The following is a 23,515-nucleotide window of genomic DNA, read 5'->3' on the forward strand; positions in this document are numbered from 1 at the left end:
GTTCCGACAGCAGAAAAACAAAACGCCAAGCTTTTTGAAAGCTTGGCGTTCTATTTTATTCGTGGTGCCGGCTAAAGGAGTTGAACCCTCGACCTTCGCATTACAAGTGCGCTGCTCTACCAACTGAGCTAAGCCGGCGAATTGACGATTATAGCCGGGTTTTTTGCAAAGAAGCAATCACCAGAAAAATATCGTTGCGGCCCAAGACGCACACGCTCAGCCAATAGATAGGTTCTGGTTATAAGAGCATGATGAAAATGTCGTTTTAAATGCCTTTTCCCCTACCCATAATCTGATCTATCCAAGCTGTGCTTATATAGATAGCACGCGATTGAACATCAGTGACGGGCTCCGAAGGCCGCGTCCGGGAACTTTGGGGAACACCATGAAATTGAAGTCTGTTGTTGGCTCTGCCTTGTTGTTGGCGTCTTTGCTGGGTGGCACAGCCAGTGCCCAGGTTTCTTTGCTGAACGCCTCGTTTGACGTGGCACGCGAGACCTTTGCGGCGATCAACCCCAAGTTTGCCGAACACTGGAAAGCGACTACAGGCGAAGACATCAAGATTGATCAGTCGTTTGCCGGTACCTCCCGTCAGGCCCAGGACATTATTCAGGGCAAGAAAGTCGATACGGTGACCTTCAACCAGGTCACCGATATTGAGTTCCTGGCCGAGCGCGGTGCCGTTGCCAAGGATTGGGCCTCTAAATTCCCGAACAACAGCTCGCCTTACTACAGCACCATTGCTTTCCTGGTGCGCAAAGGCAATCCCAAGAACATCAAGTCCTGGGATGATCTGGTGCGTGACGACGTGAAGCTGGTGTTCCCGAACCCCAAGACCTCGGGCAATGCTCGCTACACCTACCTGGCTTCCTGGTTGTATGCCAACGAAGCATTCGGCGGTGACGAGGCCAAGATCAAGGAGTTTGTCGGCAAGGTGCTGGGTAATGTAGAGAGCTTCCCTACGGGTGGTCGTGGCGCGACGGTCGCTTTTGCCCAGAACGGTCAGGGCGATGTGTTGCTGACCTTTGAATCTGAAGTGATCAATATCGCTGCCAGCGACGAGTTCAAGGGCAGCGAGCTGGAAGTGGTGGTGCCACCTGTCAGCGTATTGGCCGAGTTCCCTGTCGCCGTGGTGGACCGTGTGGTTGACCAGAAGGGCACCCGCAAGGAAGCAACCGAATACCTGAAGTTCCAGTACACCCCCGAGATTCAGCGCCTGCTGGCTGGCTTCAACTACCGTGTGACGGACCCTGCCGTGGCCAAGGAATTCGAGTCCAAGTATGCGCCGGTCAAGCTGATCAATCCTACCGACGTTCTGGGTTCCTGGACTGACATTCAAAGCCGTCACTTTGCCGCAAACGGCGTGTTGGACCAGTTGCTGGCCAAGTAATTCATGAGTCGTACTCTTGTGGGCGGGGCGCAGGATTCCGGGGCGAAGACTGCGCTAAAGCCCATCTTCTTTCTGCGCCGCCCCGTCATGCCGGGTTTTGGACTGAGCTTTGGCTTTAGCGTCCTGTACCTGTCCATTATTGTGCTGCTGCCTTTGTCGGCCTTGTTCATGTACGTCAGTGACATGAGCCTGGCCGATTATTGGCGTGCGGTGACTGATAAACGTGTTGTCAGCAGTTATCAGGTCACGATCAGTGCTGCTTTTTACTCCACCGTGATCGCCAGTGTGGTGGGGTTCATCATTGCCTGGATCATTACACGCTTTGAGTTTCCGGGGCGTCGTCTGATTGATGCCTTGGTGGATCTGCCGTTTGCCTTGCCAACTTCGGTGGCGGGTTTGACCCTGGCGACGCTGTTTGTGCCTGGCGGTTGGTTTGGCCAGTTTCTGCCGGAGGGCTGGAAGGTGGCTTATCAGTACCCTGGTATTGTTCTGGCCATGACGTTCACCAGCTTGCCCTTTGTGGTGCGTATTGTGCAGCCCGTGATTGAAGAGCTGGGGGCCGAGTACGAAGAGGTTGCCCACACACTGGGTGCCAATGGCTGGCAGACCTTCAGCAAAGTGGTGTTTCCTCCGTTGATTCCCGCTCTGGTGACCGGGGCTTCCCAAGCCTTTATTCGTAGTTTGGGTGAATTTGGCGCCGTCATCATGATTGCGGGCAATATCCCCTTCAAAACTGAAGTGTCATCCCTGATGATTTTTGTGCGTCTGCAAGAGTTCAACTATCCGGCCGCGGCTGCGATTGCCTCGGTAATCTTGATCGCCTCCTTGCTGCTGCTGTTCACCTTGCAGCTGGTGCAGAACCGTTTGTTGGGCTGGCAGCGGAGGGCGCCATGAGAAAAACGCCTAAAAGCATGGCTGATCGCCTGATTCTGGCCTTGGGTATTGCCTTGGTGCTGGGTTTGCTGGTGGTCCCCCTGATACTGATTTTCTCCAAAGCTTTGGGCGACGGTTTGCCTGCCTTGTGGAGCAATCTGCAAGAGGATTACATGCTGCACGCCATTGGGCTTACCTTGTTTGTAGCGGTGCTGACGGTGCCTCTGAACATGGTCTTTGGCATTCTGCTGGCCTGGTGTCTGACGCATTATGAGTTCCGTGGTCGCCGTCTGCTCAGTACCTTGGTGGATCTGCCTTACGCGGTATCGCCGGTGGTGGCGGGCCTGTGTTATCTGGTGGTCTATGGCGTGGAGTCGTCCCTGGGGCAATGGCTAAGCGCACGCGACATTCAGCTGATGTTTGCCTGGCCAGGGATTCTGATGGTCACGATCTTTGTGACCACGCCCTATGTGGCCCGTATCCTGATTCCTATCATGCAGGCGCAAGGCTCGGACGCGCAGGCAGCGGCTCTTAGTCTGGGAGCTAATGGTTGGCAGATCTTTTGGCACGTCACGTTGCCGGATATTAAATGGGCCCTGCTCTATGGTGTGGTGCTGACCAATGCTCGTGCGATTGGCGAGTTCGGTGCGGTATCCGTGGTGTCTGGCACCATCATGAATCAGACCTTGACCTTGTCCTTGCTGGTGGATCAGCTGAACAACGATAACAAGGCCGCTGCAGCTTTTACAGCAGCGGCGCTGCTGGCAGTATTTGCCATTGTGTCCGTGATGCTCAAGAGCCTGCTGGAGTGGCGTGTGGCGGCTGGAAGGCGTCGCAATCAGGAAGAGGCGGTGCAAGGGTAAATGGTGGATTGAGTGTGTGGGCAATATGTCAGTGGCTTTAGAAGACTGACTATTCCCTGAGGAGCCTTAAGCAGTTGCTACTGATCTGCCAAAGCCAAAGCCAGCGTTCGGATGCTTGTTAACAAGTAGACCAAAAAAATAGAGCCCCATGCGGGGCTCTATTTTTGTTTGCGTCGAACGCGCCTTATTTGACGATTTTCAGGTGCGAGACCTTGTCAGCGTCTTTCTTGGCAGCGGGCGTTTCCGGTGCCGCTTCAGGAGCTGCATCTTGCGCCTCGTCTTCAGCGTAAGGTTCGGATTCCACTACTTCAAAACCCATACCAGCACCTGTTTCGCGTGCGTAGATGGCCGACACGGCTGCCACGGGAACGAAGATGTCTTCCGTCACGCCGCCAAAGCGGGCCTGGAATTCAATGTAGTCGTTGCCCAGGATCAGGCCATTGGTGGCCAGGTGCCCGATATTCAGGGTGATTTGTCCATCCTGAATATGGCCGCGTGGAACCACGGTGTTGGCGTCTACCGTCACCACGATATGAGGGGTGTAGCCGTGATCGGAACACCATTCGTGCAGGGCGCGCAGCAGGTAAGGCTTGGTCGAGGTTTCTTGCATAATGGATTAGCGACGCATGACTTTTTCGGAAGGAGTCAGTGCTTCAATGTAAGCAGGACGCGAGAACACGCGCTCGGCGTACTTTTGCACAGGAGCGGCGCTCTTGGGCAGTTCGATACCGTAGTGGTCCAGGCGCCAGAGCAGGGGAGCGATCGCCACGTCCAGCATGGAGAACTCTTCGCCCAGCATGTACTTGTTCTTGAGCAGGATCGGAGCCAGCTGCGACAAGTGGTTGCGGATTTGCTGACGGGCCAGTTCCTGTGCCTTGGCATCCGCATTGCGGCGGTCTTCCAGGGCGGCCACGTGCACAAACAGTTCCTTTTCGAAGTTGTACAGGAACAGGCGTGTGCGGGCGCGCATCGTGGGGTCCGCAGGCATCAGCTGAGGATGCGGGAAACGCTCATCAATGTACTCATTGATGATGTTCGATTCGTACAAGATCAGGTCACGTTCTACCAGGATTGGCACCTGTCCGTAGGGGTTCATGACGGCGATATCTTCAGGCTTGTTGTACAAGTCGATGTCGCGGATCTCGAAATCCATGCCTTTTTCAAACAACACGAAACGGCAGCGCTGTGAGAATGGGCAAGTTGTTCCAGAGTAGAGCACCATCATGGTAGGAGATTCCAGTCGTAGAAATAAAAACAAGAGCCTCACGGCTCAGAATTTAAAACCCTGCAAGGGGTTTTAACAATAAAAAGCCGGGCAGGCTAGTTAGGCCTGCCCGTCTAGCATAGCGTTTTACTTGATGTCTTTCCAGAAAACGCTGTTCAGTCGCCATGCGACGGCAAAGAACAAGAGCAGGAACAGGATCACGCCTACACCGATCTTCTTGCGCTCCAGCTGCACAGGCTCTGCCATCCAGTCCATGAAGTTGGCCAGGTCGGCCACGTCGCTGTCGTACTTGGCAGCAGCCTTGGCGTTAACAGGCTCCAGCTTGACGGTGTCAGTAGCATGGCCGGTGTAATCGGCCAATACTTCTTTCTTGACGTCGGAGAAGCCGGCTGGATCGTAGGTGGCCACAGTCTTGACCCATTCCTTGCTGCCATCGTCCTTGGCTTCCTGGGCCACGGTCGTGCGGTGCAAGGTCACGCCACCTTGGCGCTCCCACATGGCGTGAGGCATACCCACGCTTGGGAAAACCAGGTTATCCCAGCCTGTAGGACGGGATGCGTCACGGTAGAACGTGCGCAGGTAGGTGTAGATGTAGTCTGCGCCGCTAGGACCCAGGTTGGTGGACTTGGCACGCGCAATCACGGACAGGTCCGGAGGAGCGGCACCAAACCACTTCTTGCCCATTTCCGGGGTCATGGCGATCTTCATCAGATCACCCACCTTGTCCGAGGAGAACAGCAAGTTTTTCTTGATGTCTTCTTCGGTCAGGCCGATGTCTGTCAGCTTGTTGTAGCGCATGGAGTTGGCGCTATGACAGTTCAGACAGTAGTTCACAAACAGTTTTGCGCCATTTTGCAAAGCCGCCATGTCATTCATGCGGTCGGGCGCGCGCTCCAGGGCATAGCCACCTTCGGCGGCCACAGCCACCGTGCAGGTAAGGGACAAGGCCAGAGCGCCAAGCAGTTTCTTAATCATGGTCATTCCGTTTCGTGTTGGGGGCCTAGTGAGGGCGGAAAGTCACGCGATCAGGTTCGGGTTTGAACGTACCCATGCGGCTCCATACTGGCATCAGCAGGAAGAAGGCCAGGTAGATCACCGTACCGATCTGGCTCAGCAGGTTGAACAAGTCGTTCGGGGCCTGCGTGCCCAGGTAACCCAAGATCAGGAAGTTGATGATGAAAATCGCGTACAGCACTTTGTGCCAGGTAGGACGGTAGCGAATCGACTTCACAGGCGATTTATCCAGCCAAGGCAGGAAGAACAGGATCACGACCGTACCACCCATGGCCACCACGCCCCAGAACTTGGCGTCGATAACACGCAGCAGCACAGCAACAGCGATCAGGACAGCGGGTACGACCAGACGCCAGATACCGGGCAGCTTGCCTTTGACGAACAGCACCAGAGCACCCAGCACGGAAGCACCGGCCAGAACCCAGGTAAAGTCGGCAGTCGTGGCACGCAGCATGGAGTAGAAAGGCGTGAAGTACCAGACAGGAGCAATGTGCGGAGGAGTCTTCAGTGCATCGGCAGGGCTGAAGTTGTTGAACTCCAGGAAGTAGCCGCCCATTTCAGGGGCAAAGAACACAATCGCGGCAAACACAATCAGGAAGCCAGCCACACCCAGGATGTCGTGCACGGTGTAGTAAGGGTGGAAGGGGATGCCATCCAAAGGACGACCTTGAGCGTCTTTGGGGCCTTGCTTGATTTCGATACCGTCGGGGTTGTTGGAACCCACTTCGTGCAACGCGATCAGGTGAGCCACAACCAGGCCCAGCAGGACCAGAGGCACAGCAATCACGTGCAGAGCAAAGAAGCGGTTCAAGGTGGCGTCGGACACCACGTAGTCACCACGGATGAAAATAGCCAGGTCAGGACCAATGAAAGGAATGGCCGAGAACAGGTTAACAATCACCTGGGCGCCCCAGTAGGACATCTGGCCCCATGGCAGCAGGTAGCCCATGAAGGCTTCAGCCATCAGACAGAGGAAAATGGCAACGCCAAAGATCCAGACCAGTTCACGTGGCTTGCGGTAAGAACCGTAGAACAAGCCGCGCAGCATGTGCAGGTACACCACCACGAAGAACATGGAAGCGCCTGTGGAGTGCATGTAGCGGATGATCCAGCCACCGGGCACTTCACGCATGATGTATTCAACCGACTCAAAGGCCAGCTTGGCATCAGGCTTGTAGTTCATGACCAGGAAAATACCCGTCACGATCTGGATAACCAGCACCAGCAGTGCCAGGGAGCCAAAGAAATACCAGAAGTTGAAGTTCTTCGGCGCGTAATATTCTGACATGTGCTCTTTGTACATGGATGTCAGGGGGAAGCGCCTGTCAATCCATCCCAAGAGTCCTGTCGTTTCGACGGTTTTCTCGCCAGCCATGAAACGGCTCCTTTATCTTTTTAAATAGTACGTATTGGGTTACAGCCGCCTTAGGCCTTGTTGTTTTCGTCTACGCCGATGGTAACCATCGTGCCGTCAGCCGAGAACTCGTAGGGCGGGATTTCCAGATTGTCTGGAGCAGGCTTGTTGCTGTAGACGCGGCCGGCCAGGTCGAACGTGGAGCCGTGGCAGGGGCACAGAAAGCCGCCTTCCCAACCACCGGGCAGACCAGCGCCAGCGCCAGCAGCCAGATGCGGGGTCGGGGAGCAACCCAGGTGGGTGCAGATACCGATACAGATAAAGATTTCAGGGCGACGCGAACGGTATTCGTTCTTGGCGTACGCAGGGGTGTAACCGGGGCGATCCGAGTCAGGGTCGGCCAGCTGGCTGTCCAGCTTGGGCAGTGCGTCCAGCTGCTCTTTGGTGCGGTGCAGAATCCAGACGGGTTTCCCGCGCCATTCCACGGTGCGCATCTGACCGGGGGCGATACCAGAGATATCAACCTCTACGGGAGCGCCGGCCGCTTTTGCTTTCTCGGAAGGAGCAAAGGAGCTGACAAAGGGAACAGCTGTCGCCACACCAGCGACACCACCTAATGCACAGGCGGTGGCGACCCAGGTGCGGCGCGAAGGATCGGGCGGAAGATTGAAATCAACCGCGCCTATGGCATCGGGCTGTGTCGTATTCTGACTCATTCTAGTATCCTTATTCCTGCCCGACTCGGGCAATACCACAATTTACGGATTTGGGCCTGGGTATATTATTCAACCGCACATTATACGCGTTACCCAGCGCAGCATAACTTGATCAAAGGTGAACATATGAACAAGGCTCGAGGTTTCCTGAACGAATTCCGGGAGTTCGCAGTTAAGGGCAACATGATGGACCTTGCGGTCGGTGTCATTATTGGCGCTGCTTTCGGCAAGATTATCGACTCGCTGGTAAAAGACATCGTCATGCCCGTCATCAGTTTCATCCTTGGCGGCGAAGTGGATTTTACCAACCAGTTCACGGTCTTGCGTACACCTGAGGGCTTTACTGGCCCAGAAACCCTGGAAGCTCTGAATGCGGCCGGTGCTGTTGTTTTGTCGTGGGGTAACTTCCTGACCATCTTGATCAACTTCATCTTGCTGGCCTTCGTGGTGTTTTGCATGGTCAAGATGATTAACCGTATGCGTGCCACTGTGGCCAAGGCCGAGGCCGCTGAAGCCGTACCCGAACCAACCCCTGAAGACGTGCTGTTGCTGCGTGAGATCAGAGATTCGCTGAAAAAATAAAAGCCCAAACCAATCAAAGCTTTAAGGTGCCTTTCGGCACCTTTTTGTTTATGTAAACCCACCGGCAGGGTCAAGTTTGTCCGCGCCGGATGCCTGATTTTAGCCTTTCATGGCCTGGGCTTGTCTAGCCTGTGGCGCTTTAAAGCTTGTTCAAGGTCATATGTGCGGGTTTTTGATGAAATCAGATCGGGTTGTCCAGGTCGATGAACTCGACTTCGATACCAAACCGGCGCGCAATTTCTTCGCCCAGGGCCTTGGCACCATAGCGCTCGGTGGCGTGGTGACCGGCAGCCATGAAGGCAATATTGTTTTCCTGCGCGCTGTGGAAGGTCTGCTCCGAGGCTTCTCCACTGATGTAAAGATCAGCCTGTGCAGCAACGGCACTATCAATAAAGCCCTGAGCCCCTCCTGTGCACCAGGCTATTCGGCGGATTTTCCGTTGTAAATCGCCAACAATCAGTGGTTTGCGTTGTAAGTTATTGCAAACTGACAGGCCGAATGTTTCCAGTGAAACGGGGGCTGGCAGTTCACCCAGCCAGACCAGGCCGTCCGGACCACAGGTTTGTGCCAAGCCGTTTGCGTCGCGAAGTACCTCGATGCCCAATTGCCGGGCCAATTGCGCGTTGTTGCCAAACTCGGGGTGCGCATCCAGCGGCAGGTGGTAGCCCAAGAGGTTAAGCTGATGCGACAGGACGCGTTCGATACGAGTTTTTCGGGTGCCAACAATGCATGGGTTCTCGTTTTTCCAGAACCAGCCGTGGTGTACCAAAATTGCGTCCGCCTGGCGGGCAATAGCCGCATCAATCAATGCCAGCGAGGCCGTCACACCGGTGACGAGTTTGCCAATGTATGGCTTGCCTTCGACCTGGAGCCCATTGGGACAGTAGTCCTTGAAACGGGCGATATCCAAGGTGCTATTGAGCCAGCTGGCCAGTTCGGCTGTTGATACCTGAGTCATGGAAATCCTTATCTGAAAGAGTGCTATGAGTCGATTGTGGCTAGTGTTTGCTCAAGCGGTGACGATCTGTTTGGCAGGTTTTTTTATTGTGGTGACGTTGCGACCGCAGTGGATAGGGGCACCTGAAGCACCCGCCCGCTCTACGAATACGGTGGTCCTGCCTGCGCCCGTGCCTTCCACTATCCTGACGCCCGTCGTGCAAGAGGGGCCTGTCTCTTATGCCCTGGCCGTCACCCGTGCCGCGCCTGCTGTCGTTAATGTGTACACCAGCAAGCATTTGGAAGGCAATTCTCCACTGCTGGAAGATCCTGATCTGCAGCGTCTGTTTCGCGAGCTGCCAGACCTGATGGGCCGCCGCTCCACGATCAACCTGGGTTCGGGCGTGATCGTACACGACCAGGGCTATATCCTGACCAATTACCACGTGATTGAAGCGGCTGATGCTATCGAGGTGGCCTTGGCGGACGGGCGTCAGGCCAAGGCGCGCTTGATTGGCTCGGACCCGGAAAGCGATCTGGCGGTGCTGAAGGTCGACCTGCCCAAGCTGGCCGTCATTCAGACTCAGGCGCAAGGCCAATTGCAGGTGGGTGATGTCGTCCTGGCGATCGGCAATCCGTTCGGGGTGGGGCAGACCACGACCATGGGCATTGTGTCCGGTTTGGGACGTAATCGCCTGGGTATCAATATTTACGAGAACTTTATCCAGACGGATGCCGCCATTAATCCGGGTAACTCTGGTGGTGCCCTGGTGGACGCCGTAGGGCGTCTGGTGGGCATCAATACGGCTATCTACTCCGAGACTGGCGGCTCTTTAGGGATTGGCTTTGCGATTCCTGCCTCTACCGCCTTGGCCATCATGGACGAGATTATCCGCAATGGGGAAGTGACGCGGGGCTGGCTGGGCCTGGAACCGCAAGACATTACTCCAGACCTGATCAAATCCTTCAAGCTAAAGAGTGATGCCGGCGTGATCATTGCCAGTGTGCAGCGTCATGGCCCGGCGGCCGAGGCGCATCTGCAGGTGGGGGATATTGTGCTGCGTTTGAATGGTCAGCAAGTAGCCGATTCAATTGGTCTGCTCAATCAGATTGGCCCTGTGCAACCCGGGCAGACCGTCACGCTGGGTGTATTGCGTGATGGCAAGGAACTGGATGTTCCCGTTAAGGTCGGTATGCGGCCTCAGGTGCGCAAGTAAGGGGCAAGCCCTCCTTCGGACCTGCAGGGAGTTTTTGAAGCGGCTAGGGCGGTGTTCATGACTGCCCTGGCAGTGCACGGTGGTACGGATGTGCTGGTAACGTGAGCGGTTTGCATTTGGCTACGCTGGCTTGCAGATCGTAGTGGCGCAAAGGGCTTTGCAAGGTACCAAAAAAATGGCTCTCTGGCTGCTCCGTTCGGAGCAAGGCAAGAGAGCCATTTTCGGGTCTGAGCGACCTGCGGCGGATGTGCCGTCTGTGCTTTTTACAAGTCCAGTTCGCGCCCTTCGCTGCTTTCCGCTTCTCGCTTCTTGAGCATGCTGGCGGCCAGAATGCCCAGTTCGTACAAGATGCATAGCGGAGCGGCCAACAGAATCTGGCTGACCACATCAGGTGGTGTCACGATGGCGGCAATGACGAAAGCGCCGACAATGACATACCCACGAATCTCGCGCAGCTTTGCAACGGTTACCACCCCGGTTTTCACCAGCAAGATGACGGCGATGGGCACTTCAAAGGTGATGCCAAAGGCCAGGAACATCGTCATGACAAAGCCAAGATAGGCTTCGATGTCTGGTGCGGGCGTAATCGATTGCGGAGCAAAAGACGCGATGAAATGAAAGACCGTGCGAAACACCACGAAATAACAAAAGGCCATCCCGGCAATGAACAGCAAGGTGCTGGTCATGATCAGGGGCAGGGCCAGTTTTTTCTCGTGGTTATACAGGCCGGGGGCAATAAAGGCCCAGGCCTGATACAGCACGACGGGCAAGGCCAGCACAAAGGCTGCCATTAGCGTCACTTTGACCGGCACCATGAACGGGGTAATCACCCCGGTGGCGATCATGCGTGTGCCCTCGGGCAGCGAACTCATCATGGGCTGGGCCAGCACATCATAAATGGCCGAAGCGCCCGGGTACGTAAACAGCACGATAAAAATCCCGACCACAGCAATGACCGCGCGCAGCAGGCGTGTGCGCAGCTCGACCAGGTGGGAGATGAAGGTATCTTCTTGAGGCGCGTCGGTGCTCATGCCGTAGGTCCTTTAGCGGGGTGGGCGGGAGCATCCGTAGGACGGGGAGCGTCGTCACTGGCCGGCGCGCTGGGCGCTGGCGGGGCGGCTGCATCCGTGCTCGGCTGGCTGGCAGCCGGTTCTGTAGTAGCGGCGTCGGGCGTTGCAGTGGCACTATCGGGTTTGTCCGAGAAGGCCTTGCGCGCGGACTCCGACGCATTTTGCAGGGTATCGCGAGCTTCAGTCAGAGGCTGGCTTATGCTTTTGCCCGTGTCTTCGACCGAACTGCGTACCGAGCGCGCAGCGTCCTCCATCTGGTCTTTGAGCTTGTTCACCTCATCCAGATTGATTTCGCGTTGGATATCGGTCTTGACCTCGTTGACGTAGCGCTGCGCGCGGCCAAGCAGGTGGCCGACAGTGCGCGCTACTTTAGGCAGACGTTCGGGACCGATGACGATCAGGGCGACTACTCCAATCAGGAGCAGTTCGCTAAAGCTGACATCAAACATTCAGACTCACACAAGAAGGGGATCAGGCGCGATCGGATTTTTCCTTGGCCTGCACGTCGATCGTTTGGGGATCGGCAGCGCGCTGGCTGACGCTTTCGGGTGTTTTTTCTTCTTCACCCACGTCTTTCATGCCTTCTTTAAAACCTTTGACTGCACCGCCCAGATCCGAGCCGATGTTACGCAGTTTCTTGGTGCCGAAAACCAGGGCAACGATGACCAGAACGATCAGCCAGTGCCAAATGCTAAAGCTACCCATAATGTATCTCCCTTAAGCAGCCATGGCTGCGCGTTGTTGCCATGGGCGCTCACCGCCCAAGATGTGCATGTGTAAATGGTTGATTTCCTGCCCGCCATCCAAACCGTTGTTGATGACAATGCGGAAACCGCCTTCTGGGCCGGGGCGACAACCAGCCTTTGCGGCCAGGGAAGGTGCCAAAGCCATCATTTTACCCAACCATTCGCTATCCTGGCCTGATACGTCCTGCATGGACACGACGTGTTTCTTGGGGATTACCAGGATATGGATAGGTGCAGCTGGGTTGATGTCGTGAAATGCCAGAAAGTCCTCGTCCTCGTACACTTTCTTGGACGGGATCTGATCGGCAGCAATTTTACAAAACAGACAGTTCTCGCTCATAACAACCTCGGTAGCGAGGCACTTGCTGGGCAAGTGCCAAAAATCTAGGTATCAGGACAGTGTAGCGCGTCTAAATGACAGAATTACACCTGATCCTTAGGGCGCGAAGCTTTTTCTTCCAGGCCTGATGTACCTTCGCGGCGCAGCAGTTCTGTCAGGACATCGCGGGGCTCCAGACCGTAGTAAGTCAGTGCCACCAGGCTATGAAACCACAGGTCTGCCGTTTCGTAGACGATGCGCTCGCGTTCTTCATCCTTGGCAGCCATGACCAGCTCGGTTGCTTCTTCCCCGATTTTCTTCAGGAAGGCATCCGGTCCCTTGGCCAGCAGCTTGGCGGCGTAGGATGACGATGGGTCCCCGCCTTGTGTAGGCAGACGGGACTTCAGGGTGCGGCCAAGATGATCGAGGATGGTCTCGACAGTAGGTTGTTCACTCATCGGTAAATATGCTCCGGGTCTTTCAGGACGGGATCAACCGCCACCCATTGTGCTTGATCGCTCTGGCCTTGCAGCTGGCGATAAAAGCAGCTTTCGCGACCCGTATGACAGGCAATCTGACCAATCTGTTCCACGCTGAGCAAAATAACATCGCCGTCGCAGTCCAGACGCAAGTCGCTGACATGCTGCACATGGCCGGATTCCTCGCCTTTGCGCCACAGGCGCTGGCGGGAACGCGACCAGTACACGGCACGGCCGGTGCTGACGGTCTCTTGCAGGGACTCCTGGTTCATCCAGGCGACCATCAAGATCTTGCCCGTGGCCTGGTCCTGCGCAATCGCCGGGATCAGACCTTGTTCATCAAAGCGGATTTCAGCCAGCCATGCCGGTAAGTCTGCCATTAGCGTCGCACCTGAATACCTTGCGCAGCCATGAAATCCTTGGCTTCGGCAATAGTGTGTTGACCGTAGTGGAAGATGCTGGCGGCTAGTACGGCGCTGGCGCCGCCCTTGATCACGCCGTCGGCCAGGTCTTGCAGGCCGCCCACACCGCCCGAGGCGATAACGGGAACGGAGACCGCCTCGGATACGGCGCGGGTCAGTTCCAGATCAAAGCCGGATTTGGTGCCGTCGCGGTCCATGCTGGTCAGCAGCAGTTCGCCTGCGCCGTATTCGGCCATGCGGGCTGCCCATTTCACCACGTCCAGGCCGGTTCCACGACGACCGCCGTGGGTAAAGACTTCCCAGCGGGGGGCTTCGTTTTCAGCACTGACGCGGCGAGCGTCAATGGCCACGACCATGCATTGCTTGCCATGGTGATCGCTGGCGGCACGCACCAGATCCGGGTTGCTGATGGCGGCGCTGTTAATGGAAACCTTGTCCGCACCAGCATTGAGCAGGCGCTGGATATCGGCCACTTCGCGCACACCGCCGCCCACTGTCAGGGGGATGAAGATCTGGCTGGCTACCTGTTCGATGATGGGCAGGATCAGATCACGGTTGTCCGAGGTGGCCGTAATGTCCAGAAAGGTCAGCTCGTCGGCGCCCTGGTCGTTATACTTGCGGGCGATCTCGACCGGGTCACCGGCATCGACCAGATCCACAAAGTTGATCCCTTTGACCACGCGGCCAGCGGTCACGTCCAGACAAGGGATGATGCGGCAGGCTAATTCGTTGGCGACGTCCTGGCTCATGCCTGGTACTCGTCAGCGAAGGTTTGCGCCTCGGCAAAATTCAGGGTGCCTTCGTAAATGCTGCGACCCAAAATGACACCCTCAACGCCTTCGTGCTCAACCTCGCACAGGTCTTCGATGTCTTTCAGGTTGGTAACACCGCCCGAGGCGATGACAGGAATCTTCACGTGCTGGGACAGCTTGACTGTGGCTTCAATGTTCACGCCAGTGAGCATGCCGTCGCGGCCAATATCGGTGTAGATAATGGACTCGCAGCCGTAGTCTTCGAATTTCTTGGCCAGATCCAGTACGTCGTGGCGGGTCAGCTTGCTCCAGCCGTCGGTGGCGATTTTGCCATCACGGGCGTCCAGGCCAACAATGATGTTGCCAGGAAAGGCGCTGCAGGCGTCTTGCAGGAAACCAGGGCTCTTGACGGCGGCGGTGCCAATAATGACATAGCTCATGCCGGCGTCCAGGTAGCGCTCGATGGTGTCCAGATCGCGAATACCACCGCCAATCTGCACGGGAATCTCACCGTCGATGGCAGCAATAATGGATTTGATGGCTTCGCTGTTCTTGGGCTTGCCGGCAAAAGCGCCGTTCAGGTCCACCAGATGCAGGCGCCGAGCCCCTTGTTCCAGCCATTGTGTTGCTATTTTGGCCGGATCATCCGAGAAAATAGTGGCATCGTCCAGGTCACCCTGGCGAAGGCGCACACAACGCCCGTCTTTAAGGTCGATGGCGGGAATCAAAAGCATGGTCTTTAGCCGTAAAAAACGTAAGAAATACTGGGTCGGAAAAAGTCAGAACAACGCCGGGAAGCTTGCTTGAAAAATCATGGCTTCCAGTTGGCGAAATTCCGGAACAGTTGCAGGCCGTTGTCTGCGCTTTTCTCAGGATGGCATTGCAACGCAAAAATATTAGCGTTTGCTATCGCCGAGGTAAAGCGTTGGCCATAGTGCGTCGAACCACAAGTTTGATCTATATGCAGCGGATCGACAAAGTAGCTATGTACAAAGTAAAAGAACGCGCCATCTTCAATACCAGCCCATAAGGGATGATCCTGAGTCTGGTGTACGCGGTTCCAGCCGATATGGGGCACTTTCAGCCCGGAGCCGGAGGCGTGGTCGCTGCTTTTGTAGTTCGGGCCCTCAAAACGGCGTACCTGGCCGGGAATCAGACCTAAACAGGGGACATTGCCTTCCTGACTGGAATCGAACAGCATTTGTTCGCCTACGCAAATGCCCAATAAGGGCTTGGTGCGGGCGGCTGTCAGCAAGGCATCGCGCAAACCGGATTGGTCCAGGTGGGCCATGCAATCGGGCATGGCGCCCTGGCCGGGTAAGACAACCCGGTCCGCATCCAGAATGGCTTGAGGGGTTTGAGCAAGAATGATGCGCGCATCAGGTGCGGCGGCATGCAGTGCTCGGGCAACCGAGAAGATGTTGCCCGAGCCGTAATCGACAATAGCGATAGTGGTCACGATGTGTGTCCGAAGGACGTTTACAGAACCCCTTTGGTCGAAGGCACCACGCCTTCGCTACGTGGGTCCAGCTCCAGAGCCATGCGCAATGCTCGGCCAAAGGCTTTGAACACGGTTTCGCACTGGTGGTGTGCGTTTTCGCCGCGCAGGTTATCGATGTGCATAGAAACCAGGGCGTGATTCACAAAACCCTGGAAAAACTCGCGTGCCAAGTCTACATCGAACTGGCCGATTCGTGCGCGGGTAAAGGGCACAAAATAAAACAGGCCGGGGCGACCGGAGAAGTCCACCACTACGCGCGACAGCGACTCGTCCAAGGGGACGTAGGCATGACCGTAACGGCGCAGACCGGCTTTGCTGCCTACGGCCTTGGCAAATGCCTGGCCCAGCGCAATGCCGATATCTTCGACGGTATGGTGATCGTCGATGTGGGTATCGCCCTCACAGTGCACGTCCAGGTCAATCAGACCGTGGCGGGCGATCTGGTCCAGCATGTGGTCCAGAAAGGGCACACCGCTGTTGAGCGAGTGACGGCCGGTGCCGTCCAGGTTAACGGCCACGCGGATGCGGGTTTCATTGGTATTGCGGGTAATCTCGGCGGTACGCATATCAGAGCCGGCGGCAAGGCCGGTATCAGGATTGGTTCAATCGGAATTGCGCGCTGGCAGCGTGGGCGTACAGCCCCTCGCCTTGAGCCAGCGTAGCGGCTATAGGTCCCAGTGTTTGGGCGCCTGATTCTGAAACCTGAATAATGCTGCTGCGTTTCTGGAAATCGTAGACGCCCAAGGGTGACGAGAAACGCGCAGTGCGTGCCGTCGGCAGGACATGGTTAGGCCCGGCACAGTAATCGCCCAGCGATTCAGAGCTGTAGGGGCCCAGGAAAATGGCGCCAGCATGGCGGATTTTGCCCAACAGGTCCTGGGCGTTCCGGGTAGAGACTTCCAGGTGTTCCGGCGCGATATGGTTGCTGATCCGACAGGCCTCGTCCAGATCACGGACGTGGATCAGAGCACCCCGGCCAGACAGGCTGCGACGGATGATGTCCGCGCGTGGCATGGTGGGCAACAGGCGTTCGATAGCGGCTTCAACCTGATCCAGGAAGTTCGTATCCGGGCACAGCAAGATGGCCTGGGCCAGCTCGTCGTGTTCGGCCTGGGAGAACAGGTCCATGGCCACCCAGTCGGCAGGAGCACTGCCGTCGCTGATGATCAGGATTTCGGAGGGGCCGGCAATCATGTCGATGCCAACCACGCCAAAGACACGACGCTTGGCAGCAGCCACGTAGGCGTTGCCGGGACCGACAATCTTGTCTACCGCAGGAATGGTGTCCGTACCGTAAGCCAACGCGCCTACGGCTTGTGCGCCACCAATGGTGAACACGCGATCGACACCGCCCAGGGCGGCAGCGGCCAGTACGATGGGGTTGCGCACGCCATCGGGTGTAGGCGTGACCATGATCAGTTCAGGAACACCGGCCACTTTCGCGGGGATGGCGTTCATCAGAACCGAGGAGGGGTAAGCGGCCTTGCCACCGGGAACATACAGTCCCACACGGTCCAAGGGGGTGACTTGCTGGCCCAGCACGGTGCCGTCGGCTTCCGTGTAGGTCCAGGTTTCAGTGCGCTGGTGCTCGTGGTAACGGCGCACGCGCTCGGCGGCCTGTTCCAGTGCCTTGCGCTGATCGGCAGGCAGGCTGTCCAGAGCCGCAAACAGTTCTTCCTTGGAGATTTCCAGTGCCGAGGCCTGTTCAACAGCCAGGCGGTCAAAGCGCTGGGTGTAATCCAGCAAGGCCGTGTCTCCCTCATGCTGGATACGATGCAGAATCTCGGCACAAGCGTGCTCGATAGACGCGTCTTCGGACGCTTCGTAAGCCAGTAGCGTGCGCAGTTCGGCATCGAACTGGGCGGATTGGGAGGTCAGGCGATGGATCAGTGACATGTCGCTATAGGAAAAAGCTAAGGTTCAAGGGCCAGTGTATAACATTTCGCTTAGGCAAAAGGCGGTCTGCGCCTTTTGCGCAAGCAGGATCGTCAGGCGGTTTGTCCCCTGCCAGCAGCAGGGGAGGTTTTACTCGTCCACCGAAGCGCGAGAGAAGGCGTCGATCAGGGGTTGCAACTGCGCACCGCGGTTTTTCATGGCGGCCTGATTGACGATCAAACGCGAGGAGATGGGGGTGATGTCTTCCACTTCCACCAGCTTGTTGGCGCGCAGGGTGCCGCCGCTGGAGACCAGGTCCACAATGGCGTCGGCCAGACCCACCAGCGGGGCCAGTTCCATGGAGCCATACAGCTTGATCAGATCCACGTACACGCCCTTGCTGGCGAAGTGCTCGCGAGCCGCACGGGTGTATTTGGTGGCAATACGCAGGCGAGAACCTTGCTTGACTGCCGAATGGTAGTCAAAGCCTTCGGCCACGGCCACGCACAGGCGGCAACGGGCAATGTTCAGGTCCACAGGCTGGTACAGACCGCCGGGGTGCTGTTCCATGTGCTCGTACAGCACGTCCTTGCCGGCAATCCCGATATGGGCGGCACCGTATTGCACGTAGGTCGGCACGTCGGTGGCACGCACAATAATCAGGCGTAGGTCCGGATTATTGGTGGACAGGATCAGTTTGCGCGACGTTTCGGGGCTTTCCAGCACCTTGATGCCTGCCTCTTCCAGCAAAGGCAGGGTTTCGTCGAAAATCCGGCCTTTGGACAAGGCCAGCGTCAGAGGTTGATTTAAACCGGCGGGACTCATTAGGTTTCCTTGCTGCTGATTCGCTCGATGTTGGCGCCGACGGCCTGAAGCTTGGCTTCCATGCGGTCGTAGCCACGGTCCAGATGGTAGATGCGTTCGACGGTGGTGTCACCCCGAGCAGCCAGACCCGCAATGACCAGGCTGGCCGACGCACGCAGGTCGGTTGCCATGACAGTGGCGCCAGTCAGGTAGGGTACGCCGGTAACGACGGCCATATGGCCTTCGATATCGATCTGTGCACCCAGGCGGTTCAGTTCCTGTACGTGCATGTAGCGATTTTCAAAGATGGTTTCCACGACCGAGGCAGTGCCGTCGGCGATGGTGTTCAGTGCCATCAATTGAGCCTGCATGTCCGTAGGGAAACCGGGGTATTCGCTGGTGCGGAAGCTGACTGCCTTGGGGCGACCATTCATGCTGGCTTTGATCCAGTCCGGGCCGGCTTCAATCTGCAGACCGGCTTCGCGCAGCTTGTCCAGCGTGGCGCCCATGGCGTCAGCATCGGTATTGCGCAAGGTCAGTTCGCCACCCGTAGCGGCAACGGCGCACAGGAATGTACCGGCTTCGATACGGTCGGGGCAGATGGTGTGTTTGGCACCGTGCAGGCGCTCGACCCCGTCAATGACGATACGGTCGGTACCGTGGCCCTGGATCTTGGCACCCATTTTGATCAGCAGTTCGGCCAGATCAATAATTTCCGGTTCGCGGGCTGCGTTTTCCAGAATGGTTTGGCCTTTGGCCAACACAGCCGCCATCATCAGGTTTTCGGTGCCGGTAACCGTCACCATATCCGTGCGCACCACGGCACCACGCAAGCGCTTGGCGCGGGCATTCACAAAGCCGTGTTCGACATGGATTTCTGCACCCATGGCGGCCAGGCCCTTGATGTGCTGATCCACAGGGCGTTGACCAATGGCGCAACCTCCGGGCAGGCTGACGCGGGCCTCGCCAAAGCGGGCCAGCAGGGGGCCCAGCACCAGAATGGAGGCGCGCATGGTTTTCACCAGTTCGTAGGGCGCTTCCAGATTGGTGATGTTGCCTGCATTCAACTCCAGCGTGCCATTGCGTTCCTGGGTGACACCTAACTGACCCAGGAGCTTCAGGGTGGTGTCGATGTCACGCAGGCGCGGGACATTGTCCAGGTACACCGTGTCGGCAGTCAGCAGACTGGCGCACAGAATGGGCAGGGCAGCGTTTTTGGCGCCAGAGACGGTGATTTCGCCATTCAGGCGTTGTCCGCCCGTGATGCGTAATTTATCCATTCGGATTGGCCTTGTATTCGTCGGGGGTAAGCGTGCGCATGGACAGGGCGTGGATTTCGGCTTTCATCCGGTCGCCCAGGGCTTTGTAAACCAGTTGGTGACGCGCAATCAGGCGTTTGCCTTCAAAGGCGGTGCTGACGATCAGGGCCTCAAAGTGCGAACCATCGCCTTGCACTTGCAAGTGTTCACAGGGCAGGTTGTCGGCAATGTATTGGTGAACTTGTTCGGGGGTCGGCAACATGAAATCAATTCCGTAATTTATAGCCTGAGGCAAGCAGGCGTAGCGAAATCAGACACAGCGCAACAAAGACGCTGGCGACAACGGTCAGGCTGAACCAGGGAGAAATATCCGAGGCGGCAAAAAAACCGTAGCGGAACCCGTCAATGGTATAGAGCAACGGATTCCAGTGTGAAACAGTTTGCCAAAACGGCGGCAGGCTATGAATCGAATAGAACACACCCGACAGGAATGTCGCGGGCATGATCAGGAAGTTCTGGAACGCAGCCAACTGGTCGAACTTCTCGGACCACAGACCGGCGATCAGACCCAGGGTGCCCATGATGCCGCAAGACATGACGGCAAAGACCAATACCCACAAAGGCTTGGCCACGGGCAGGGACACGAAGAACAGCGACACCAGCCAGACACAGAGGCCCACACAGACGCCGCGGGCAATGGACGCCAGCAGATAGGCGGCGAAGATTTCGCGGTGCGAAAGCGGCGGCAGCAGGATAAAGACCAGATTGCCCGTAATGCGGCTTTGAATCAGTGATGAGGAGGGGTTGGCAAAGGCGTTTTGCAACATGCTCATCATCATCAGACCCGGAATCAGGAAGGCGGTGTAGGGCACGGAGTCGTATACCGTGACGCGGCCTTCCAGCACGTGGGCGAAAATCAGCAAGTACATCAGCGCCGTCAGTACGGGCGCTGCAATGGTCTGAAAGCCCACTTTCCAGAAACGCATCAGCTCCTTGCGCAGCAGCGTAGGAAAGCCCGAACCCATCTTGGGCTGCGGGGGCAGGCTTAAGGTACCGATCTTGGTAGCGGGGGCGTCGGTGTTTTGAGGCACGCCCCAGTGTTTGGGGGAGTTGTTCTGGTTCACAGGGCGACTCCCATTTTCCCTTCGTTGTGCATGATGCGCACAAATGCATCCTCCAGATCGTGGCCGCCTGCGCGCTCCATAATGGCTTGCGTGGTATCTAGGGCGACGATCTTGCCACTTTTAAGCATGGCCAGGCGACCACAGAGGGCCTGAGCTTCTTCCAGATAATGGGTAGTCAGCAAGATGGTGTGGCCTTGTTGATTCAGGCGAATGATGAACTCCCACAGCGTGCGGCGCAGGTCCACGTCCACACCGGCAGTGGGTTCATCCAGAATAATGACAGGGGGGCGGTGCACCAGTGCCTGGGCGACCAGAACGCGGCGCTTCATGCCGCCGGACAAGGCGCGCATGTTCACATCGGCCTTGTCGCTCAAGGCCAGATTGGCCAGAATTTCGTCGATCCAGTCGTCATTGTTTTTCAGGCCGAAGTAGCCCGATTGCAGACGCAGGGTTTCACGGACGGTGAAAAAGGGATCGTAAACAATTTCCTGTGGCACCACGCCCAACGATTGGCGGGCTTTTTGGTACTGGGTGCGCACATCGTAACCACAGACACTGACCTGGCCGCTGGTGGGCCGGGTCAAGCCGGCCAACATGGAAATCAGGGTTGTTTTGCCGGCGCCGTTAGGGCCGAGCAAGCCAAAAAATTCACCATGTTCAATAGTCAGGCTGACCTGATCGACGGCCAGAAAACCGGCATCGGAACGGGGAGGGGAAAACAGGCTTTTGAGTCCCCGGCTTTGGGGAGCGAAGCGTTTGCTGACGTTATCGAGTTTGAAGGCGGACATGGCAATTTGGGTTGGCCTGACGCGGGTGTGGCGGTGGAAGTCGTCGCGGTAGCGTCTTTGTTAACTAAACAGGCCTACGCATGGGCGTAGACCTGTTTGGGGGTGATCAGGCTCTTTATTATAGAGTACGACTCTGGTCTGCTTAGGAAAGCCCGACCAAAGCGACCGTGCTTGCCACGGCCTGTCTTAGCTGTTTTGCTTGTTCAGCGCCTGAATCAGGCCATCAATGCCACCTTGCTCAATTTGCTGGGCAAACTGGTTGCGGTAGTTTTGAATCAGCCAGATGCCTTCCACGTTCAAGTCGTAGATTTTCCAGCCTTCCGGTGTTTTTTCCAGGCGGTAATCCACGCCAACCGGGCCGCCGTTGGGCTGGGTCAGCGAGGAGCGTACAACCACATCGTCCGCATTGGCATCGCCACGGAAAGGCAGAATGGTCAGCTGGGTCTTGTCATCCACACGGGACAAGGCACCGCTGTAGGTGCGAACCAAGGTGCCCTTGAACGCGTCCACCAGCTTCTGACGCTGTTCGGGGCTGGCTTGACGCCAGTAGCGGCCCGCGGACAGGCGCGTCGTCTTTTCCAGGTTCACGTAAGGCATGATGTTTTCGTTCACGGCAGCCAGGATGGCAGCGCGGTCACCCTTGCGGATGGCGTCGCTTTCCTTGACCACTTGCAATGCCTGATTACCGACCGATTCAACAAATTTGTTGGGCTCGCCTTTCGGGTCAGCAGCTTGGGCTTGCGCGGCCACCGCATGCAAACACAAGGCCAGCACTGCACAGGCGGTCAGGATCCAGGAAATCAGGCGAGAGGGAGAGGACTGCAAAGCAGTCCCGCCCAAGGCGGGACGGGAAATCATAAAAAAAGCTCCAGATGAGTGTTCTGCGGGCAGGGCGTTTTTATTCGTCTGCGTCCGAGTAGTCAGGCAAATCCTGGCTGGTGTCGCCACCGGTACGGCGCGCTTGCACCATCGCATGACGTCGTTGCAGGTAAGCGTCGCGTATGAAGCTGTAGCGGTCAAGGGCGATGTCGTTAACAAGTTTTTCTGCATCCAGCACGCCAGCGCGGGCATCCAGAGCCCACAGGCCCATGATGCTGTTGCGTACGGGTACATCCTTGATGGCCATGATCGGGCCAGTGGACGAGAAGCCTTCCAGGAAGCTGGTACCGCGTGCCACACCGTCACGAACGGTGCTGGGGCCAAAGAAAGGCAGAACCACGTAAGGGCCAGATTTGATGCCCCATACGCCCAGCGTCACGCCAAAGTCGTTGGGGATGCGCTTGGAGCCGTTCATGGTGGCAACGTCGATACAACCACCCAGACCCATGGTGGAGTTGAACAGGACGCGACCCAGGGTGTTGAAGAAGTCAATGTGCTCGCCTTGCAGGAAGCTGTTGACGGCCGACCAGGCATCGCCCAGGTTGTTGAAAATGTTACTAATACATGTGCGTGCAGGCTGCGGGGTCAGTGCGTTATAGCCTTCTGCAATCGGTTTGATCAGCGCGCCGTCCACGGTTTCGTTAAAGGCGTAAATGCCGCGGTTCATGCCTTCCCAGGGATCCTGGGGGTTGGGGTTGGGCACGCTGGCGCAACCAGCCACAAGCGCAGCACTGGCACCGATCAGGCTCAAACGGACTCCACGAGGCAGGGAGTAAGAGCGGCGAGTTGTTGTATTCATGATTGTGTCGTCTGTAATGAGCATGAGCTGGCGGTTTATTACTCCGATTTGGAGCCGCCGTCACTGGAGGCTGTGTTGTAGAGGAACTTGCTGATCAGTTCTTCCAGCACAACCGCGCTTTGTGTATAGGTAATGGTGCTACCGCCTTGCAGGTCCTTGTCGTCGCCACCGGCAGTCAGGCCAATATACTGTTCACCCAGTAGGCCTGACGTCAGGATGGAAGCGGAGGTATCGACAGGAAACTTGTAGTGCTCATCCATATCCAGGGTAACCACGGCCTTGAAGTCCTGATTGTCAAAACCAATGGAGCCAACCCGGCCAACGACCACACCGCTGGCCTTGATGGGAGCGCGTGGTTTCAGGCCACCCAGATTATCGAACTTGGCCGATACCTGGTAGGTTTTGGCAAAGGAAAAAGAGCTGAGGTTACCCGCACGCAGGGCCAGGAATGCCAGTGCGACCAGCCCCAGCAAAACAAACAGGCCAACCCAGAAATCGGTTTTCTCGCGATTCATCGTTGAGCAATTC

General features: G+C 56.9%; 30 protein-coding genes and 1 tRNA gene. 5 read left to right on the top strand and 26 right to left on the bottom strand.

From position 1 onward, the window contains the following. Positions 1-62 precede the first annotated feature (62 nt). Positions 63-138: transfer RNA gene (locus Q9R35_RS10580), tRNA-Thr, on the bottom strand. Positions 139-385: 247 nt separating this feature from the next. Between Q9R35_RS10580 and cysP the strand changes: the two genes are divergently transcribed. Genes cysP through cysW form a run of 3 tightly spaced genes read left to right on the top strand, consistent with a single transcriptional unit; the run spans position 386 to position 3,126 of the window. Then, positions 386-1,390, top strand: a complete 1,005-nt coding sequence (gene cysP, locus Q9R35_RS10585; RefSeq protein ID WP_311219820.1) for a thiosulfate ABC transporter substrate-binding protein CysP — start codon at positions 386-388, stop codon at positions 1,388-1,390. A gap of 3 nt (positions 1,391-1,393) precedes the next feature. After that, a complete protein-coding gene (gene cysT / locus Q9R35_RS10590; RefSeq protein ID WP_042485689.1) occupies positions 1,394-2,284 on the top strand; it encodes a sulfate ABC transporter permease subunit CysT in 891 nt (296 codons plus the stop codon). Then, positions 2,281-3,126, top strand: coding sequence for a sulfate ABC transporter permease subunit CysW (cysW, locus tag Q9R35_RS10595; protein WP_042485692.1), 846 nt, complete (start codon positions 2,281-2,283; stop codon positions 3,124-3,126). The genes cysT and cysW overlap by 4 nt, the downstream gene beginning before the upstream one ends. 184 nt (positions 3,127-3,310) lie before the next feature. Here the strand turns inward: cysW and Q9R35_RS10600 are convergent, their stop codons facing one another. From Q9R35_RS10600 to petA, 5 genes are all read right to left on the bottom strand, one after another. After that, a complete protein-coding gene (locus Q9R35_RS10600; RefSeq protein WP_042485696.1) occupies positions 3,311-3,736 on the bottom strand; it encodes a ClpXP protease specificity-enhancing factor in 426 nt (141 codons plus the stop codon). A 6-nt stretch (positions 3,737-3,742) separates the two neighbouring features. After that, entirely contained in the window at positions 3,743-4,351 is a 609-nt protein-coding gene (locus Q9R35_RS10605) for a glutathione S-transferase N-terminal domain-containing protein (protein WP_009455466.1), read from the bottom strand. Between the two features lie 126 nt (positions 4,352-4,477). Then, positions 4,478-5,332, bottom strand: coding sequence for a cytochrome c1 (locus Q9R35_RS10610; protein WP_080723769.1), 855 nt, complete (start codon positions 5,330-5,332; stop codon positions 4,478-4,480). Positions 5,333-5,351: 19 nt separating this feature from the next. Continuing rightward, a complete protein-coding gene (locus Q9R35_RS10615; RefSeq protein WP_311219821.1) occupies positions 5,352-6,740 on the bottom strand; it encodes a cytochrome bc complex cytochrome b subunit in 1,389 nt (462 codons plus the stop codon). A gap of 50 nt (positions 6,741-6,790) precedes the next feature. Continuing rightward, entirely contained in the window at positions 6,791-7,435 is a 645-nt protein-coding gene (gene petA, locus Q9R35_RS10620) for a ubiquinol-cytochrome c reductase iron-sulfur subunit (protein ID WP_035269839.1), read from the bottom strand. Between the two features lie 126 nt (positions 7,436-7,561). Here petA and mscL point away from each other — a divergent pair, with 126 nt between their 5' ends. Further along, the gene (mscL, locus tag Q9R35_RS10625) at positions 7,562-8,017 is read left to right on the top strand and encodes a large conductance mechanosensitive channel protein MscL (protein WP_042485708.1); all 456 of its coding nucleotides are present in this window, start codon (positions 7,562-7,564) and stop codon (positions 8,015-8,017) included. A 181-nt stretch (positions 8,018-8,198) separates the two neighbouring features. On the opposite strand, the gene Q9R35_RS10630 is transcribed toward mscL, so the two are convergent. Further along, positions 8,199-8,975 (bottom strand): Nif3-like dinuclear metal center hexameric protein, encoded by a 777-nt coding sequence (locus Q9R35_RS10630; RefSeq protein ID WP_311219822.1) that lies wholly within the window; start codon positions 8,973-8,975, stop codon positions 8,199-8,201. Positions 8,976-9,000: 25 nt separating this feature from the next. Between Q9R35_RS10630 and Q9R35_RS10635 the strand changes: the two genes are divergently transcribed. Continuing rightward, positions 9,001-10,170 (top strand): S1C family serine protease, encoded by a 1,170-nt coding sequence (locus Q9R35_RS10635; RefSeq protein WP_045929463.1) that lies wholly within the window; start codon positions 9,001-9,003, stop codon positions 10,168-10,170. A 263-nt stretch (positions 10,171-10,433) separates the two neighbouring features. Here Q9R35_RS10635 and tatC read toward each other — a convergent pair whose 3' ends face one another. The 19 genes from tatC to mlaD all read right to left on the bottom strand — a co-directional run bounded on the left by tatC (position 10,434) and on the right by mlaD (position 23,502). Next, positions 10,434-11,201 (bottom strand): twin-arginine translocase subunit TatC, encoded by a 768-nt coding sequence (gene tatC, locus Q9R35_RS10640; protein ID WP_042485717.1) that lies wholly within the window; start codon positions 11,199-11,201, stop codon positions 10,434-10,436. Continuing rightward, the gene (tatB, locus tag Q9R35_RS10645; protein WP_042485721.1) at positions 11,198-11,689 is read right to left on the bottom strand and encodes a Sec-independent protein translocase protein TatB; all 492 of its coding nucleotides are present in this window, start codon (positions 11,687-11,689) and stop codon (positions 11,198-11,200) included. The genes tatC and tatB overlap by 4 nt, the downstream gene beginning before the upstream one ends. A 22-nt stretch (positions 11,690-11,711) precedes the next feature. Beyond that, positions 11,712-11,945 carry a Sec-independent protein translocase subunit TatA gene (tatA, locus tag Q9R35_RS10650; RefSeq protein ID WP_003805401.1) on the bottom strand — a complete coding sequence of 78 codons (234 nt, stop codon included), beginning with the start codon at positions 11,943-11,945 and terminating at the stop codon, positions 11,712-11,714. Positions 11,946-11,957: 12 nt separating this feature from the next. Next, complete coding sequence (locus tag Q9R35_RS10655) at positions 11,958-12,326, bottom strand: histidine triad nucleotide-binding protein (RefSeq protein ID WP_026483636.1); 369 nt, start codon at positions 12,324-12,326, stop codon at positions 11,958-11,960. A gap of 83 nt (positions 12,327-12,409) precedes the next feature. Continuing rightward, positions 12,410-12,763 carry a phosphoribosyl-ATP diphosphatase gene (locus Q9R35_RS10660; RefSeq protein WP_086069093.1) on the bottom strand — a complete coding sequence of 118 codons (354 nt, stop codon included), beginning with the start codon at positions 12,761-12,763 and terminating at the stop codon, positions 12,410-12,412. Then, on the bottom strand, positions 12,760-13,164 hold the full coding sequence (gene hisI / locus Q9R35_RS10665) for a phosphoribosyl-AMP cyclohydrolase (RefSeq protein ID WP_042485724.1): 405 nt from the start codon (positions 13,162-13,164) through the stop codon (positions 12,760-12,762). The genes Q9R35_RS10660 and hisI overlap by 4 nt, the downstream gene beginning before the upstream one ends. Continuing rightward, on the bottom strand, positions 13,164-13,955 hold the full coding sequence (gene hisF / locus Q9R35_RS10670; RefSeq protein WP_311219823.1) for an imidazole glycerol phosphate synthase subunit HisF: 792 nt from the start codon (positions 13,953-13,955) through the stop codon (positions 13,164-13,166). Before hisF ends, hisI begins: the two co-directional genes overlap by 1 nt. Continuing rightward, positions 13,952-14,692 carry a 1-(5-phosphoribosyl)-5-[(5-phosphoribosylamino)methylideneamino]imidazole-4-carboxamide isomerase gene (hisA, locus tag Q9R35_RS10675; RefSeq protein WP_042485730.1) on the bottom strand — a complete coding sequence of 247 codons (741 nt, stop codon included), beginning with the start codon at positions 14,690-14,692 and terminating at the stop codon, positions 13,952-13,954. The genes hisF and hisA overlap by 4 nt, the downstream gene beginning before the upstream one ends. Before the next feature lie 77 nt (positions 14,693-14,769). Beyond that, complete coding sequence (gene hisH / locus Q9R35_RS10680) at positions 14,770-15,417, bottom strand: imidazole glycerol phosphate synthase subunit HisH (RefSeq protein ID WP_042485734.1); 648 nt, start codon at positions 15,415-15,417, stop codon at positions 14,770-14,772. Between the two features lie 20 nt (positions 15,418-15,437). Beyond that, the gene (gene hisB, locus Q9R35_RS10685) at positions 15,438-16,025 is read right to left on the bottom strand and encodes an imidazoleglycerol-phosphate dehydratase HisB (protein WP_009455482.1); all 588 of its coding nucleotides are present in this window, start codon (positions 16,023-16,025) and stop codon (positions 15,438-15,440) included. A 25-nt stretch (positions 16,026-16,050) separates the two neighbouring features. Next, positions 16,051-17,355 (bottom strand): histidinol dehydrogenase, encoded by a 1,305-nt coding sequence (gene hisD / locus Q9R35_RS10690; protein WP_252605668.1) that lies wholly within the window; start codon positions 17,353-17,355, stop codon positions 16,051-16,053. A 129-nt stretch (positions 17,356-17,484) separates the two neighbouring features. Continuing rightward, positions 17,485-18,159: an ATP phosphoribosyltransferase gene (gene hisG, locus Q9R35_RS10695; protein ID WP_311219824.1), complete on the bottom strand. Its 675-nt coding sequence runs from the start codon at positions 18,157-18,159 to the stop codon at positions 17,485-17,487. Beyond that, entirely contained in the window at positions 18,159-19,418 is a 1,260-nt protein-coding gene (murA, locus tag Q9R35_RS10700; RefSeq protein ID WP_311219825.1) for a UDP-N-acetylglucosamine 1-carboxyvinyltransferase, read from the bottom strand. Before murA ends, hisG begins: the two co-directional genes overlap by 1 nt. Continuing rightward, positions 19,411-19,659 carry a BolA family protein gene (locus Q9R35_RS10705; protein ID WP_009455487.1) on the bottom strand — a complete coding sequence of 83 codons (249 nt, stop codon included), beginning with the start codon at positions 19,657-19,659 and terminating at the stop codon, positions 19,411-19,413. Before Q9R35_RS10705 ends, murA begins: the two co-directional genes overlap by 8 nt. Positions 19,660-19,663: 4 nt before the next feature. Next, positions 19,664-20,422: an ABC transporter permease gene (locus Q9R35_RS10710; protein ID WP_042486095.1), complete on the bottom strand. Its 759-nt coding sequence runs from the start codon at positions 20,420-20,422 to the stop codon at positions 19,664-19,666. A 95-nt stretch (positions 20,423-20,517) separates the two neighbouring features. Next, on the bottom strand, positions 20,518-21,309 hold the full coding sequence (locus tag Q9R35_RS10715) for an ABC transporter ATP-binding protein (protein WP_009455490.1): 792 nt from the start codon (positions 21,307-21,309) through the stop codon (positions 20,518-20,520). 186 nt (positions 21,310-21,495) lie between these two features. After that, positions 21,496-22,167 (bottom strand): phospholipid-binding protein MlaC, encoded by a 672-nt coding sequence (locus Q9R35_RS10720; RefSeq protein ID WP_042485746.1) that lies wholly within the window; start codon positions 22,165-22,167, stop codon positions 21,496-21,498. Positions 22,168-22,207: 40 nt separating this feature from the next. Beyond that, entirely contained in the window at positions 22,208-22,987 is a 780-nt protein-coding gene (locus Q9R35_RS10725) for a VacJ family lipoprotein (protein WP_086061731.1), read from the bottom strand. Between the two features lie 38 nt (positions 22,988-23,025). Then, on the bottom strand, positions 23,026-23,502 hold the full coding sequence (gene mlaD / locus Q9R35_RS10730) for an outer membrane lipid asymmetry maintenance protein MlaD (protein ID WP_026483643.1): 477 nt from the start codon (positions 23,500-23,502) through the stop codon (positions 23,026-23,028). Positions 23,503-23,515: the final 13 nt, after the last annotated feature.

The sequence above is a fragment of the Alcaligenes sp. AB3 genome (assembly GCF_031844565.1).
Taxonomy (GTDB): Bacteria; Pseudomonadota; Gammaproteobacteria; order Burkholderiales; family Burkholderiaceae_B; genus Alcaligenes; species Alcaligenes faecalis.

What these genes read in the sequence shown, in the direction of transcription:
- cysT (WP_042485689.1), top strand. Translation starts at nt 1,394, where the DNA reads ATGAGTCGTACTCTTGTGGGCGGGGCGCAGGATTCCGGGGCGAAGACT.
- cysP (WP_311219820.1), top strand. Translation starts at nt 386, where the DNA reads ATGAAATTGAAGTCTGTTGTTGGCTCTGCCTTGTTGTTGGCGTCTTTG.
- hisA (WP_042485730.1), bottom strand. Translation starts at nt 14,692, where the DNA reads ATGCTTTTGATTCCCGCCATCGACCTTAAAGACGGGCGTTGTGTGCGC.
- tatA (WP_003805401.1), bottom strand. Translation starts at nt 11,945, where the DNA reads ATGGGTAGCTTTAGCATTTGGCACTGGCTGATCGTTCTGGTCATCGTT.
- Q9R35_RS10660 (WP_086069093.1), bottom strand. Translation starts at nt 12,763, where the DNA reads ATGAGTGAACAACCTACTGTCGAGACCATCCTCGATCATCTTGGCCGC.
- hisI (WP_042485724.1), bottom strand. Translation starts at nt 13,164, where the DNA reads ATGGCAGACTTACCGGCATGGCTGGCTGAAATCCGCTTTGATGAACAA.
- Q9R35_RS10725 (WP_086061731.1), bottom strand. Translation starts at nt 22,987, where the DNA reads ATGAATACAACAACTCGCCGCTCTTACTCCCTGCCTCGTGGAGTCCGT.
- Q9R35_RS10610 (WP_080723769.1), bottom strand. Translation starts at nt 5,332, where the DNA reads ATGACCATGATTAAGAAACTGCTTGGCGCTCTGGCCTTGTCCCTTACC.
- Q9R35_RS10600 (WP_042485696.1), bottom strand. Translation starts at nt 3,736, where the DNA reads ATGCAAGAAACCTCGACCAAGCCTTACCTGCTGCGCGCCCTGCACGAA.
- mscL (WP_042485708.1), top strand. Translation starts at nt 7,562, where the DNA reads ATGAACAAGGCTCGAGGTTTCCTGAACGAATTCCGGGAGTTCGCAGTT.
- Q9R35_RS10715 (WP_009455490.1), bottom strand. Translation starts at nt 21,309, where the DNA reads ATGTCCGCCTTCAAACTCGATAACGTCAGCAAACGCTTCGCTCCCCAA.
- cysW (WP_042485692.1), top strand. Translation starts at nt 2,281, where the DNA reads ATGAGAAAAACGCCTAAAAGCATGGCTGATCGCCTGATTCTGGCCTTG.
- Q9R35_RS10605 (WP_009455466.1), bottom strand. Translation starts at nt 4,351, where the DNA reads ATGATGGTGCTCTACTCTGGAACAACTTGCCCATTCTCACAGCGCTGC.
- Q9R35_RS10710 (WP_042486095.1), bottom strand. Translation starts at nt 20,422, where the DNA reads ATGGGTTCGGGCTTTCCTACGCTGCTGCGCAAGGAGCTGATGCGTTTC.
- petA (WP_035269839.1), bottom strand. Translation starts at nt 7,435, where the DNA reads ATGAGTCAGAATACGACACAGCCCGATGCCATAGGCGCGGTTGATTTC.
- tatB (WP_042485721.1), bottom strand. Translation starts at nt 11,689, where the DNA reads ATGTTTGATGTCAGCTTTAGCGAACTGCTCCTGATTGGAGTAGTCGCC.
- Q9R35_RS10655 (WP_026483636.1), bottom strand. Translation starts at nt 12,326, where the DNA reads ATGAGCGAGAACTGTCTGTTTTGTAAAATTGCTGCCGATCAGATCCCG.
- mlaD (WP_026483643.1), bottom strand. Translation starts at nt 23,502, where the DNA reads ATGAATCGCGAGAAAACCGATTTCTGGGTTGGCCTGTTTGTTTTGCTG.
- hisB (WP_009455482.1), bottom strand. Translation starts at nt 16,025, where the DNA reads ATGCGTACCGCCGAGATTACCCGCAATACCAATGAAACCCGCATCCGC.
- Q9R35_RS10720 (WP_042485746.1), bottom strand. Translation starts at nt 22,167, where the DNA reads ATGATTTCCCGTCCCGCCTTGGGCGGGACTGCTTTGCAGTCCTCTCCC.
- hisG (WP_311219824.1), bottom strand. Translation starts at nt 18,159, where the DNA reads ATGAGTCCCGCCGGTTTAAATCAACCTCTGACGCTGGCCTTGTCCAAA.
- murA (WP_311219825.1), bottom strand. Translation starts at nt 19,418, where the DNA reads ATGGATAAATTACGCATCACGGGCGGACAACGCCTGAATGGCGAAATC.
- Q9R35_RS10630 (WP_311219822.1), bottom strand. Translation starts at nt 8,975, where the DNA reads ATGACTCAGGTATCAACAGCCGAACTGGCCAGCTGGCTCAATAGCACC.
- hisD (WP_252605668.1), bottom strand. Translation starts at nt 17,355, where the DNA reads ATGTCACTGATCCATCGCCTGACCTCCCAATCCGCCCAGTTCGATGCC.
- Q9R35_RS10705 (WP_009455487.1), bottom strand. Translation starts at nt 19,659, where the DNA reads ATGTTGCCGACCCCCGAACAAGTTCACCAATACATTGCCGACAACCTG.
- hisF (WP_311219823.1), bottom strand. Translation starts at nt 13,955, where the DNA reads ATGAGCCAGGACGTCGCCAACGAATTAGCCTGCCGCATCATCCCTTGT.
- Q9R35_RS10615 (WP_311219821.1), bottom strand. Translation starts at nt 6,740, where the DNA reads ATGGCTGGCGAGAAAACCGTCGAAACGACAGGACTCTTGGGATGGATT.
- tatC (WP_042485717.1), bottom strand. Translation starts at nt 11,201, where the DNA reads ATGAGCACCGACGCGCCTCAAGAAGATACCTTCATCTCCCACCTGGTC.
- Q9R35_RS10635 (WP_045929463.1), top strand. Translation starts at nt 9,001, where the DNA reads ATGAGTCGATTGTGGCTAGTGTTTGCTCAAGCGGTGACGATCTGTTTG.